13 protein-coding genes are annotated in these 13,733 nt (G+C 47.8%); 11 read left to right on the top strand and 2 right to left on the bottom strand.

The annotated features are described in order from the left end of the window. The first annotated feature begins 27 nt into the window (after positions 1–27). The 11 genes from tilS to AC6I1H_RS08230 all read left to right on the top strand — a co-directional run bounded on the left by tilS (position 28) and on the right by AC6I1H_RS08230 (position 11,771). Complete coding sequence (tilS, locus tag AC6I1H_RS08280; RefSeq protein WP_497740473.1) at positions 28–1,419, top strand: tRNA lysidine(34) synthetase TilS; 1,392 nt, start codon at positions 28–30, stop codon at positions 1,417–1,419. Next, positions 1,420–1,959, top strand: coding sequence for a hypoxanthine phosphoribosyltransferase (gene hpt, locus AC6I1H_RS08275; protein ID WP_497740472.1), 540 nt, complete (start codon positions 1,420–1,422; stop codon positions 1,957–1,959). A gap of 101 nt (positions 1,960–2,060) precedes the next feature. Then, positions 2,061–3,860, top strand: a complete 1,800-nt coding sequence (gene ftsH / locus AC6I1H_RS08270) for an ATP-dependent zinc metalloprotease FtsH (protein WP_497740471.1) — start codon at positions 2,061–2,063, stop codon at positions 3,858–3,860. A 705-nt stretch (positions 3,861–4,565) separates the two neighbouring features. Continuing rightward, positions 4,566–5,822: a group II intron reverse transcriptase/maturase gene (ltrA, locus tag AC6I1H_RS08265; protein ID WP_497740708.1), complete on the top strand. Its 1,257-nt coding sequence runs from the start codon at positions 4,566–4,568 to the stop codon at positions 5,820–5,822. 135 nt (positions 5,823–5,957) lie between these two features. After that, the gene (locus AC6I1H_RS08260) at positions 5,958–6,404 is read left to right on the top strand and encodes a DMT family transporter (protein ID WP_497740470.1); all 447 of its coding nucleotides are present in this window, start codon (positions 5,958–5,960) and stop codon (positions 6,402–6,404) included. A 116-nt stretch (positions 6,405–6,520) separates the two neighbouring features. Further along, positions 6,521–7,888, top strand: coding sequence for a radical SAM/SPASM domain-containing protein (locus AC6I1H_RS08255; RefSeq protein ID WP_497740469.1), 1,368 nt, complete (start codon positions 6,521–6,523; stop codon positions 7,886–7,888). Positions 7,889–7,905: 17 nt separating this feature from the next. After that, the gene (locus AC6I1H_RS08250) at positions 7,906–8,220 is read left to right on the top strand and encodes an ArsR/SmtB family transcription factor (protein WP_497740468.1); all 315 of its coding nucleotides are present in this window, start codon (positions 7,906–7,908) and stop codon (positions 8,218–8,220) included. 139 nt (positions 8,221–8,359) lie between these two features. Next, positions 8,360–8,881: an ECF transporter S component gene (locus tag AC6I1H_RS08245; protein ID WP_497740467.1), complete on the top strand. Its 522-nt coding sequence runs from the start codon at positions 8,360–8,362 to the stop codon at positions 8,879–8,881. A gap of 4 nt (positions 8,882–8,885) precedes the next feature. Then, the gene (locus AC6I1H_RS08240) at positions 8,886–9,659 is read left to right on the top strand and encodes a type III pantothenate kinase (protein WP_497740466.1); all 774 of its coding nucleotides are present in this window, start codon (positions 8,886–8,888) and stop codon (positions 9,657–9,659) included. A 75-nt stretch (positions 9,660–9,734) separates the two neighbouring features. Continuing rightward, the gene (dusB, locus tag AC6I1H_RS08235; protein ID WP_497740745.1) at positions 9,735–10,691 is read left to right on the top strand and encodes a tRNA dihydrouridine synthase DusB; all 957 of its coding nucleotides are present in this window, start codon (positions 9,735–9,737) and stop codon (positions 10,689–10,691) included. A gap of 120 nt (positions 10,692–10,811) precedes the next feature. After that, positions 10,812–11,771, top strand: coding sequence for a hypothetical protein (locus AC6I1H_RS08230; RefSeq protein WP_497740465.1), 960 nt, complete (start codon positions 10,812–10,814; stop codon positions 11,769–11,771). A gap of 26 nt (positions 11,772–11,797) precedes the next feature. Here the strand turns inward: AC6I1H_RS08230 and AC6I1H_RS08225 are convergent, their stop codons facing one another. Beyond that, a complete protein-coding gene (locus AC6I1H_RS08225) occupies positions 11,798–12,283 on the bottom strand; it encodes a MarR family winged helix-turn-helix transcriptional regulator (RefSeq protein WP_497740464.1) in 486 nt (161 codons plus the stop codon). After that, positions 12,280–13,689: an MATE family efflux transporter gene (locus AC6I1H_RS08220; protein WP_497740463.1), complete on the bottom strand. Its 1,410-nt coding sequence runs from the start codon at positions 13,687–13,689 to the stop codon at positions 12,280–12,282. Before AC6I1H_RS08220 ends, AC6I1H_RS08225 begins: the two co-directional genes overlap by 4 nt. Between the last annotated feature and the right edge of the window lie 44 nt (positions 13,690–13,733).

Here is a 13,733-nt window from a genome sequence, read left to right as displayed (position 1 = left end):
TGCCAATATTGAGAGCGGTAAAAGTTTATGGATGTAATTCAAAAGTTTCTTGATACCATCGCAAAATACGATATGATACAAAAGGGCGACGCTATAATAGCGGGGGTTTCCGGCGGCCCTGATTCCGTGTGCCTTTTGCACCTTTTATGGAAGTTTGGCGAGACACTCGGCATAAGGCTTACGGCGGCCCACCTCGACCACATGTTCCGGGGCATGGAATCCCGGGAGGATGCGCTTTTTGTCGAGGAATTATGCCGAAAATTGAACGTTCCCCTCTATAGAGAAGCAATAGATGTCCCCGAATACGTTCGTAGGACCGGGCTTTCCCCTGAAGATGCCGCCCGGCGGGTAAGGTATGCCTTTTTTGAAAGGGCGAGAAAAAAGGCCGGGGCAAACAAGGTGGCTCTTGGGCATAACAGGAACGACCATGAGGAAACGGTTTTAATGAATATAATGAGAGGGACCGGCATAGAAGGACTGCTGGGCATTGAACCGGTCAGGGATATTTATGTCAGACCCCTTCTGGAAATTTCGAGGCCTGAAATTGAAGAGTATTTGAAATGTGAAGGTCTGGACTATAGAATTGACAGTACCAACCTCAGGGCCGACTATTTCAGAAACAGCCTCAGGCTGGAACTTATACCTCTGATAAAGCAAAAATATGCCCCCCATTTCGGTGCGTCCCTCAGGAGGTTGTCGGAAATTGCCAGATGTGATGTGTCATTTCTGGAAGAGCAAACCTCCGCGGCATGGCGGCAGGCGGTCACCTGCTGCCCGGGAAGGATTAAAGTTGATTTAAAAAATTTCCTGCCGCTGCATGATGCGATAAAGCGGCGTTTGGTAAGAAAAGCGGTGGAGGAGCTGGCCGGAGATATCAAAGATTTTGAATTCAGGCACACCGTGTTGCTGGTGGATTTTATAAAAAACTCCGCGGCAGGCAGCGTTTTAGATCTACCAAAAAGCCTCCGGGCGGAGAAACGATATGATTGCGTCTTAATTTTTCAGAAAAATCATCAGCAGGTCGGGGATTATTCTTATGAACTTCCCGTTCCCGGCAGGGTGGAAATCGGGGAAGCCGGGGTTGTCATCCGGGCCTATGCTTTTCCCCGCGAAGAAGTGGCGATAATAAGAACTAATCCCTTGATAGCCCAACTGGATTATGATAAAATAGAAGGAAATTTGACTGTGAGAAACCGCCGTCCCGGCGACAGGTTTATCCCGCTGGGCGGGCATCCAAAAAAGCTGCAGGATTTTTTCACAGATGAAAAGATACCCAGAAGCGAGAGGGATAGAGTGCCTCTAGTGACAGCCGGCGGAAAGTTAATCTGGGTTGCGGGCATGAGAATCGACGACAGGTTTAAAATAACCCGGGGCACCCGCACGATTTTAATTTTAAACATGGAGAGGATGAGGGATTAATTGCAAAACGATATAGAAAAAATCTTGATATCGGAAGACCAGATAAAAAAACGTTTAAAAGAAATGGGGGAGAAGATTACCGCCGATTATAAAGACAAAGACAACTTTCTGCTGGTGGGAGTGCTCAAAGGCGCCGTCATATTCATGTCAGACCTCATACGGCAGATAGAACTGCCCCTGCAGGTGGACTTTATGGCAGTATCCAGCTACGGGGCGTCTACGGAATCTTCCGGTGTCGTCAGGATACTGAAGGATTTAGAGGAGAATGTGGAAGGCAAAAACCTTCTTATAGTGGAGGACATTATCGATTCGGGTCTGACTTTAAGCTACATGCACAGCATTCTGAAATCCCGCAAGCCCGCCGACATTAAGATATGCACGCTGCTGGACAAACCCAGCCGCCGCAAGGTGGATATAAAGGTGGATTACTTGGGCTTTGAAATCCCGGATTATTTCGTTGTGGGATACGGTCTGGATTACAATGAAAAGTACAGGAACCTGCCTTACATTTGTGTTTTGAAGCCAGAAATCTATCAATGAAAATAGAGCATTTAACCCATCAGCCATTTTAAAATTGTAAAATAAATATTTATATGTTAAAATATCGTGGGGAAATATAGTCCCGGAAGGGAGGAAAATTTTTGAACAATTTTTTCAGAAGCATAAGTTTTTATCTGTTGGTATTCATACTGATACTTTCCCTGGTTCAATGGTATTCCAACCAGGATACCACGCAGGTGCGCATAAACTATACGGAACTTATCCAGCTGATAGATAAAGACCAGGTCAAGAGTATAAAAATGGTCGACAATAATATAAACGGTACTTTGAAAGACGGCCGCAACTTTATAAGTTACGTTCCGGATACTACCATTTTCATTGAGAGCATTCAGAGCAAAGTGAATAAGGGGGAACTAACCCTTGATGCGGAACCGAGGCCTCAGGCGCCATGGTGGTCTTCCATCCTGCCGTCGGTGTTCCTGGTGCTGCTTTTTATAGGCGCATGGTATTTTTTTATGCAGCAGAGCCAGGGCGGGGGCAGCCGGGTCATGTCTTTCGGCCGCAGCAGGGCTAAACTTCATACCGACGACAAGAGGCGCGTGACCTTCAAAGATGTGGCCGGGGTGGATGAGGCAAAAGAAGAACTGGAAGAGGTTGTGGAATTTCTAAAACACCCCAAAAAATTCATAGAGATTGGCGCCAGAATTCCCAAAGGTGTTCTGCTGATAGGCCCCCCCGGCACCGGGAAAACCCTGCTGGCCAGGGCTGTGGCCGGAGAAGCCGGCGTTCCCTTCTTCAGCATAAGCGGCTCGGACTTTGTGGAGATGTTTGTTGGCGTCGGCGCAGCCAGGGTAAGGGACCTTTTTGAGCAGGCGAAAAAGAACGCCCCCTGCATAGTGTTTATCGATGAGATTGACGCCGTGGGAAGGCAGAGAGGAGCAGGGCTCGGCGGAGGTCACGACGAAAGGGAGCAGACGCTGAATCAACTGCTGGTTGAAATGGACGGTTTTGGTATCAATGAGGGTATTATTATTCTAGCGGCTACCAACAGGCCGGATATACTTGACCCGGCGCTTTTGCGTCCAGGCAGGTTTGACCGGGAAGTGGTGGTGGACCGGCCCGATGTCAAGGGCAGGGAAGAGATTCTCAAGGTTCATGCCCGGAACAAGCCCCTGAGCGAAAATGTTGATTTGTCGGTGCTGGCCAGAAGGACTCCTGGTTTTACCGGGGCGGATCTTGAAAACCTTATGAATGAAGCGGCACTGCTTTCAGCCCGTCGCAACAAGAAAAAAATAGATATGCCCGAACTGGAAGAAGCCATCACCCGTGTCATAGCCGGCCCCGAAAAAAAGAGCCGCATAATGACGGATCGGGAGCGCAGGCTTGTAGCTTACCATGAAGCGGGGCATGCGGTTGTGGCGCAGCTTCTGCCCCATGTGGACCCGGTGCATGAGGTTTCCATCGTGCCCAGGGGTAGGGCTGGAGGATACACCATGATTCTTCCCAAAGAAGACCGCTTCTTTATGGGCAAAAACGAACTTATGGACCAGGTCACCCATCTGCTGGGAGGAAGGGCTTCCGAAGAACTGGTGCTGAGCGAGGTGAGCACTGGCGCTCAGAATGACCTGGAGAGGGCTACGGAAATCGCCCGAAGGATGGTTATGGAATACGGCATGAGCGAAAATATCGGCCCCATGACTCTTGGCCACAAGCAGGAAGAGGTCTTCCTGGGCAGGGACCTTACGCGGGGCAGGAATTACAGTGAAGAAGTGGCGGCATCCATCGACAAGGAAGTAAGAAAAATCATAGATGTGTGCTATAACAAGGCAAAAAGCCTGCTTTCTGAAAACGTGAATAAACTTCATAAAGTCGCCCAGGCTCTGCTGGAGCGTGAAAAACTGGACGAGGAAGAATTCCTCGAGGTTTTCGCCAGCGCATAATGGGAAGTGTGAGGCGGGAGGTTTGAAGTGTGATTTAGTTTCTGACCTCTGACATCCGGTATATTACCGGTGCTGCATAAGTTGTTCGCCGGGAAAACCACTTTGTCATCAAAAAAGCTGCTGAAATCATCGGCAGCTTTTTTGGTGTGCCCGGCATGGGTAATAGCTCGGCAGTGAAAGTCTGCTATGGGGCTGGCAGCGGCGACCATTAGCCAAACAGCAAGGGTGTCTATCGTGAGATAGAATCTGAAGGAAGCTGTAAGCAAAGCCACGGCCTGAGGAACACGAACCGCATATAAGGCTATACAGTTCGGATGAGTTTGCCAAACAAAACGAAATCCAACACTGCCAAGGGGCTGTGTAGTAAATGCGGCAGGTATACGGGGCGAAGGCTATTGCTCTTACCCGGGGAGGTCTGGCGGAAACGTTAGGGAAACTAACAACCCGGGCCGAGAGACCCGGCTGAACCGTCAGAAGTCAGCAGAGGCCATAATAGTCGGCATAGACGTCATGCCGACGAAGGGCCGAACACGAAGCGAGGGATAAAACTTGGCAAGTTCGAGAAACATACAACGACAGCAGAAAACCCCGCAAGGGGCCTACCCTGGGAAAGAAGCGGTGAAGCCGCAAGGGTCCCAGGGAGGGCCGAGTATGTATCCGGCACAACCCGAGAAGATATCCCCGAAGGACCATGATATCCACCTGATGGAGAAGGTAGTATCAAGAGAGAATATGACAAAAGCACTGCGACGGGTAGAAGAAAACAAAGGAGCGCCAGGCGTAGACAGTATGCCGGTAGAATCCCTCCGGACATACCTACGAGAAAACTGGCCTCACATAAAAGAACAACTTCTTACGGGGACCTACAAGCCTCAACCAGTGCGCAGGGTCGAAATCCCGAAACCCAGTGGAGGAGTGAGACTGTTAGGAATCCCCACCGTCACAGACCGCCTAATCCAGCAGGCTCTGTTGCAAGTACTAACACCCATCTTTGACCCGGAATTCTCAGAATCAAGCTACGGATTCAGGCCCAACCGAAGAGCCCACGACGCAGTAAGGAAAGCACGCCAATACGTAAACCAAGGATATAACTGGGTAGTGGACATGGACCTTGAGAAATTCTTCGACAGAGTAAACCATGACATACTCATGGCCAGAGTAGCTCGCAAGATAAAAGACAAACGCATATTAAAGCTCATACGCAGCTATCTTGCGGCAGGAGTAATGATAAACGGAGTAATCATGATTACCGATGAAGGAACACCTCAAGGCGGGCCCCTAAGTCCACTTCTTGCAAACATAATCCTTGACGACCTAGACAAAGAACTAGAGAAAAGAGGACACAAATTCGTAAGATACGCAGACGATTGCAACATCTACGTCAAAAGCAAAAGAGCCGGGCAACGGGTAATGGAAAGCATAACAGCTTTCCTGAAGAATAAACTAAAACTCAGAGTAAACGAACAAAAGAGCGCAGTGGACAGACCATGGAAGAGGAAATTCCTTGGCTTCAGCATGTATATCGCCAAAGATGGAACAACCAAAATAAGAATCGCACCACAGAGCATAGACAAAGTCAAGAATAAAATCCGAGAAATAACCTCAAGAAGCAACGGACACGGAATAACACAGAGAATAGAAAGACTAAACACATACCTTGGCGGATGGCTGGGATACTTCGCGCTATCAGAAACACCCAGCAAACTTGAAGAACTCGACGGATGGATAAGAAGAAGACTACGCATGTGCCTGTGGAAACAATGGAAGAAGGTTAAGACAAGATACCGGGAACTGAGGAATCTGAAACTTCCGGAATGGGCGGTCCATAAACTTGCCAACGCCCGAAAGGGATACTGGCGTATGTCGGGGGTATTAAACACAGCCCTCAACAACGCCTATTGGCAGGGTCAAGGACTCATGAGCTTAGCAAAGAGATATCATGAAATTCGCAAAGCTTGGTGAACCGCCGTATACTGAACGGTACGTACGGTGGTGTGAGAGGTCGGGGGCTAATCGCCCCCTCCTACTCGATTGCGCCGAAAAACACTGAAGTATATGAAATGACATTGTGAGACAACATAATACGGGGTGATATTTTTGTCTATAACAAAGGACATTTTTTTTATTTTGATAGCATTTGCGGCAGGAGTGGCCATGGCTGTCCAGGGTTCGATGAATTCTGCGGTGAGCAAAACCATAGGCCTTTCCGAATCCACTTTTACAGTGCATTTCTCCGCTACCGTCATCATGATTATTATTTTGATTCTCGGTATAAGCCGCGGGGACTGGAGCAACTATTCCCGGATTCCCTGGTATTACTACCTTGGCGGCCTGATCGGGGTAGTTATTACCTACACAGTGGTGATCAGCATTCCCAAACTGGGAGCTGCGGTGGCCACCACCGCCATCATTGTGGGTCAGGTGCTTACGGCGTGCATGGTGGATCATTTTGGATTTTTCGGGCTCGAAAAGATGCCTTTTACATGGTTGAAATTTCTGGGACTTATATTTCTCTCCATCGGTGCAAAGCTGTTGCTGAATTAAATTTATAATTGTTCGGCAGCCACTTTACCAATCATTTGACAAAAATTGTACAGGTGATATAATAAAAATATACATATCGTCATATAACGAAACGATTAATTAAAGGAGGTTTAATTATGGACCTTGCTCATACATATCTTGGCGAGAAGGTCATTGAACAGGGATTGAAATTCATTGCAAGCCGATCCATGGACAGCATGGACAGGATAATAGAGTGGGCGGAAAAGATCCCGATGGCGCCGCATCAAAGAGCCGACCTGCAGAATGTGAAAAACTTCTTGAAGAATAAGGATACCAACTGGTACCGGCTTGCGGAAAGATTGCTTTCCGAAACGGATCCACACGTTAAGCAAAAACTTATGGTAAACTTCTTTTTGAATGCCAATTTTCTCGGAGTGCCGAAACAGCATGAAAAGGCCCAAAAGCTGGGTTGCTGCGTACCTTTCGCCATTTTGATAGACCCGACCGAAAGGTGCAATTTGAACTGTATCGGATGCTGGGCGGGAGATTACCAGCGGCAGGAAGAACTGGATTTTGACACTCTTGACAGGATATTGACAGAAGCTGAGGAATTGGGTATATATTTTATAGTGGTGTCCGGGGGAGAACCTCTGGTGAGAAAGAACGATATAATAAAATTGGCGAATAAACACAATTCCCAGGTTTTTCATCTGTTCACAAACGGCACGCTGGTGGATGACGAATTTATCGAAGCGATGAGACGGGCGGGCAACATAACGCTGGCATTCAGCATTGAGGGATTTGAACAGACTACCGATGCCCGCCGCGGCAGAGGTGTTTTTAAAAAGGTCATGGACGCTATGGACAGGATGAAAAAGGCGGGCCTGGTCTACGGCGTTTCAACCACATATACCAGGAATAATACGGAAGAACTGGCCAGCGAAGAATTCGTGGATATGCTGGTGGAAAAAGGCGTGACATTTGCATGGTACTTCACTTATATACCCATCGGCAAGGATGTGGATATTTCCATGATGGCAACGCCGGAGCAGAGGGCATACATGTACGACAGGATTCTGGAATACCGCAGGACCAAGCCGGTGTTCATAATGGATTTCTGGAATGACGGGGAAGCTTCTGATGGATGCATAGCTGGAGGCAGAAGGTATCTGCATATAAACGCCAGGGGGGAAGTCGAGCCGTGCGCTTTTGTCCACTACGCCACATGCAATATAAAGGACGTGTCTTTGAAAGAGGCTCTTGGTTCTCCTCTGATGAGGGCCTATCAAAAGAGGCAGCCCTTCAACCGGAATTTAAGGCGGCCCTGCCCGATTATCGATAACCCGGAGATGCTCAAAGAAATTGTTGAAGAAAGCGGTGCCTACCCCACTCAGCTTCATGCGGACGAGACCGCGGGTGAATTTGCAAAAAAGCTTGAACCCTATGCGGAAGGCTGGGCTCGTATTGCAGACAGGATATGGGAAGAAAAATATCCGGAGCAAAAACACACAATGGCCGGATGAAATAAGGAGGGGAGTTTTTGACTTTAAAAAATTTAACGGAATTTCAAGTGAGGTTCCTGCAGGGAATGGCTGACGGCACAAGGCTGCGTATTATAAAGGCTCTGAGAGAGCGTGAAAAGACCGTGACGCAGCTTGTGACGGAACTCGGCGGTTCACAGGCCAATATTTCCGGGCACCTCAGGACTTTGAAGGAAAGCGGAATACTGAAAAGCCGACAGGAAGGCAAGTATGTTTTTTACAGCCTTAGAGACGAAACCATCAATGAATTTTTGAATTATATGGAAGAGATGCTCTTCAATTTAAGGCAAAAAGCGATACTGGAGGGCATATGACAAAAAACCCGGATGCTTTTCCGGGTTTTTTGTCGGAATTAATGCGGATATTGCTTTTTAAACTTTATGCTGGTAAAATGGTATTGGTAAAACCAAAATCGTCCGGCATCGCTTCGCGAGCTGGAACGGAGGTGATAAAATGAAGACTGAGTCGGCTGTCAATGCAGGATGGCGGACCAGAACCCTGACGGTAGCAGGTTTGCTGGGAGCGATTTCCATAGTGCTGGGGGTTACACCTCTTGGATTTATACCCGTTCCCACGGCTGCAGGCCATGCTACCATCATGCATGTCCCGGCCATTCTCGGCGGCGTGCTGGAAGGACCGGCGGTGGGAGCCTTAACAGGCCTCATATTCGGCCTTTACAGCTTTATGCAGGCGGGGAGTGCGCTTTTTGCCGATCCCGTGATTGCGATTTTGCCGAGAATATTGATAGGTGTTGTGGTATACGGCGTTTATCGCTTGACCCGGAGCGACGCCCTGGCGGCGGCTTTCGGGACCATTACCAACACCGCGGGCGTTCTTGGGCTTGCCGTATTGAAGGGATACCTGGCCGGACCGGTAGCCTGGAGCATTGCGCTTGTGCATGGTATTCCCGAAATCGTTGTGGCCGTGGCGATTACGGCCGTCGTATCCAAGACGCTCAGAAAGTTTAGAAGGTGAGTTCATGCTGCTGGCGATAGATGTGGGAAATACCAACATAGTTTTTGGAACATATGAAGGCAGGGATTTGATAACCTCCTGGAGGATGGCCACACACCGCGAACAGACCGAAGACGAATACGGCATAATGCTGAAATCTCTGTTGAGGGATGCGGATATCGAGCTTGGGAAAATAAACGGTGCCATTATTTCTTCGGTGGTCCCCACCTTAACTCCTGTCCTGGAGAGAATGTGCGCCAGGTACTTTTCAACAAAAGCGCTGGTTGTGGGCCCGGGCATAAAAACCGGCATCAACATAAAATACGAAAATCCCAGGGAGGTAGGGGCGGACCGAATAGTTAACGCTGTGGCGGCATATCATAAATACGGCGGTCCGGTCATCATTGTGGATTTCGGCACTGCCACCACCTTTGACGCCGTGACGGCAGGGCTGGATTACCTGGGTGGCGCCATCGCCCCTGGAATAGGCATATCCACCGAAGCCCTTTTCAGGAGTGCCGCCAGGCTTTACCGTGTTGAGATAGCAAAACCTGACAGAATCATCGGCAGAAACACCTCTGCCAGCATGCAGGCAGGAATTTTCTTCGGCTATGTGGGCCTGGTCGACAACATAGTCGACAGGATGAAGCAGGAAATGGGCGGTGGGAGGATTTTCACGGTAGCCACCGGAGGCCTCGCTCCGCTGATATGCAGCGAGACCAGGACCATTGACGTAGTCGATATGCTGCTCACCCTGGATGGCCTTCGACTTCTATTCGAAAAAAATGACGAAGCATAGGAGGGAAAACTTCGGGTTTTCCCTCTAAAATTAATATAGTCGTTTCTGGAGGCTGTATCAAATTTGAATAAATTTATGCCTGAAATCCCGCTGTTTCTCGCTCCCATGGCCGGCATCACCGACAGGCCTTTTAGAATGATTTGTAAAAAGATGGGGGCGGATGTTCTCATTACCGAGATGATAAGCACCAGGGGCATATTCTATAATGACCGAAAAACCCATAAGCTGCTGGAGATAGAAGATGCTGAACACCCAATTGGCGTTCAGCTTTTCGGGAACGACCCAGAAGTATTTTCTCATGCGGTTAAAAAAATTCAGGACTTGCCCTTTGATTTCATAAATATCAACATGGGATGCCCCACGCCAAAAATAGTCAAAAACGGCGACGGCTGCGCACTGATGAAAGTTCCCGCCCTTGCCGCCAAAATCATAGGATATACCGTAGAATCTTCCGGCAAGCCAGTAAACGTCAAGATCCGCAAAGGATGGGACGAAAGCAGCGTCAATGCCGTGGAATTTGCGAAAATGGCCGAAAAAAGCGGGGCCTCTCAGATTATCGTTCACGGCAGGACCCGGGAGCAATTCTACAGCGGTCGGGCCGATTGGGATATCATAAAAAAAGTAAAGCAGGCTGTCGCCGTTCCGGTGATTGGAAACGGAGACGTGTTTTCGCCGCAGGATGCCCTGACAATGCTTGAACGCACCGGCTGTGACGGCATTATGATAGGCAGGGGGGCTTTAGGAAATCCATGGATTTTCAGAGAGGTAAGACATTTCCTTAAAACAGGTGAGCAACTGCCGCCTCCGGAAATCAAGGAAAAACTCGATATAATACTGCTCCATCTGGATAGGGCTGTGGAATTTCACGGAAAGCGCCTGGGCGTGCTGGAGATGAGAAAACATATAGGATGGTATCTTAAAGGGCTTCCCCATTCGGCTCCGGTAAAACGGGCCGTCCAAGAAGAAAAGGACCCCGGACAAATAAAACATATGCTGACGGAATTTTTTGCAGGTATTGGTCACCTGCAATAACTATTCAGAGCTGCAAGGGACTATTGCGGCAGTTTTTGCTCCAATTCAATAAATCGTTTCTGCAATTTACTTCTCACTTCGCACATCTCAAATCCCACATCTAAAAGAGGAGGTAGAATTTTGGACGTATTTGCCCTTCCAATAGTGAACGCTGTACTTCCGCGCCCGGATGGAGGCGTTTTGCAGGGGGTGTTTCTGGACCCGTATTTTTCTCGAATGCTTTTGAATACCGGGAGCGGAGGAGAAATATTCATATTTCCCATTTCGTTGGAAGATGGAGGACTTTATCCCGTCGGTGTGCTGGCCAGGATTGAGGATATATGGAAGGATGCCCTGCCCGGAGGAAACGGCATCGGGCTTTTCGCCAGGGTGATGGGCAGAGAAAGATGCAGGGCAAAAAACTTTGATTTTACCGATAAGGGTCTAGTGGCTTATGGAGTCGAAAAACTTGATTTCCAGAAAATGAGGAACGAGGGGTACCCGGTCATCTGCGGTGCTGGTTGGCAACCTCGTGGAGGATATACCACCTTCGGATCTGACAGAAAAAATATAGAGATAACAATCTACGGATTTGAATATGAAACCGGCAGGGAAGTGGCCATCGTGGGCCGCTTGAGCGGTGAAATAGAACCCGAAAAAGCCCATACGGTGGAGCATGCCATAATTCGCTCGCTGAAAAACTACGCCATATGTACGCCGAAAACCCTGAGGGAAAGCATGCGCAGGGAGACCGAAGAATTGAAATGGTCTGTGGAGGTGGGTATCGCAAGAAAGCTTCCAGAAGCCTTTGGAGTTACCAGAAGCGGCATATGCGGCAACCCTCTTACCCAGATGGCGTCATACTACCTGACCGAGGAGTTTAAAAACCAGATAAAAAGAGGAGCCAGCCTCATAGATTCCATAACTGAAGCCAGAAATAAAACCGTTTCCAGAATAACAAAGGATATGGATATAACCACTCGCCCGGGTTTAAGGCAGTATCAGGGTTTGAAAAAGGGCATGTTTCATGATGATACTCCAGAAGAAATCGGCATATTGAAAAGGGTAATAATGAAATTCCCGCAGGACCCATGGCACTGATTATACAATCAGTGCTTTTTTTACATCTATTCAAGCCCTGTATTTGTCTCGGAGTGATTAACATCGTTGCTTGATAGGCGCCGAAAAAAGTTATTCATGTTGTTTTTCATGCGCTCCAGCAGGGAAATTGCTTCCTCAATTTCCGAGTTTTCAAATCCCTGATAAAGAATTTCATGCAGTTCTCTAATTATCTGAAATACTTTTCCTTTTATTTCTAATCCTTTCGGTGTGGGAAAAATATGATTTACCCTTCTATCTTTTTCATCCGTTTGTCGAACGACCAGACCGGCATCCTCCAGTTGCTTTACGGTGTGTGCGACGGTTCCCTTATCCATGCCGGCATTTGAAGAAATCCCATCCTGTGTTATGCCGGGGTACAGGTAAACCTGCATTAAAGAAGGAATCTGCCCCACTTCAAGAGGTAGAGAATAATCTTCCAGCTTTTGAGCAAAGAACCGCTGATTGTTTCGATATAAAACGGAAATTGTGCGATTGATAAATTTCCCCGTCATAAAGCTACTCCTTTCACACCCTCACTTTTATTTAACCGCATCTTTTCATCATGCTGTTGCGACTTCAGTTCTCTCAGGGTGCTGATTGCCATCGGGACTGCGAGAAAAAAAGAGAAAACATCCGATACGGGCTGGCTAATCTGCACGCCGAGCAGTCCGAAAAGGCGCGGAAGGATTATAATAGCAGGGAGGAAAAACAGACCTTGACGGGAGACTGCTACAATAGAAGCCTGAGTTCCTTTTCCTATGGTCTGCAGCAACATATTGGTCATGATAATCCATGCTGAAAGTGGAAATGTTAAGCATTGAAACTGGAGTGCCCGGGTGCCGATTGCAATTACATCCAAATCTTCTTTCCGGAAAATGGATATGATATGAGAAGAAAACACAAATCCTGCTGCACCAATTGTCACCAGTGCAATAGCTGCTGTCTTTACGCAAAACCAGAATGCACTCTGCACACGGTCATACCGTTTGGCACCATAGTTAAATCCGCATACCGGCTGGAAGCCCTGCCCAAAGCCAAGCATCGCAGAGATTGCAAACTGAAAAACGCGCGTCACGATGGCCATGGATGCAATCGCTGCATCTCCGAACGGACCGGCACTGAAATTGAGGCAAATCATTGAAATGCTGCCGAGGCATTGGCGGTAAAAGGATGGCAGCCCGCCTCTCAGAATTTCTTTATAAATTTCCCATTTTGGCGTAAAGTCTTTGAATCGAATTTTAATGTTTCCGCTTATACCGGAATTATAAAAAAGAATGCAGAAGCTGATAAATTGACTGATAATAGTAGCGAGCGCAGCACCGCCGGTACCCATGTGAAGCCCGAAAATAAATACAGGATCCAGTATAATGTTGAGAATACCGCCAGTTCCTATGCCCAGCATTGCGAAAAAGGCGCTGCCCTGAAAGCGGAGAATATTATTAAGTACAAACGAAGCTGTCATGTAAGGCATACCTATCAGAATATATTGAATATAACTTTTTGCGTAGGGCGCAATCGTTCTGGTGGCTCCAAGGGCATAAACAAGGGGATCCAGAAAAAATAAACCAAGTATGGCAAGTATGACACCCAGACACAGAGCAGTAAAGAAGCCGGTTGCCGCTACTTTTGAAGCATACTGCCTATTTTTCTGGCCTAGCAATCGGGATATGAAATTTCCGGAGCCCATGCCAAGCGTAAAACCGATGGCCTGTATGATTGCCATTAATGAAAAGGCAATGCCCACCGCACCCGACGCACTGGTACTGATCTTGCTGACAAAAAAAGTATCTGCCATATTGTACACCGAAGTAATGAGCATGCTGATTATGGTAGGGATGGCTAATGAACAAATAAGCCTATTCACAGGTGCCTGCGTCATTATCTGAAATTTTTCATCTGCTGTTGTTTCTTGTTTCATAAAATCATTCCTTTCATCTAAAATTAATATTAAATCTTTTAAAA

It is taken from the genome of Biomaibacter sp. TOL, assembly GCF_059717795.1.
Note: the sequence above shows the minus strand (reverse complement) of the source record. Positions and strands in the feature narration are given on the sequence as shown.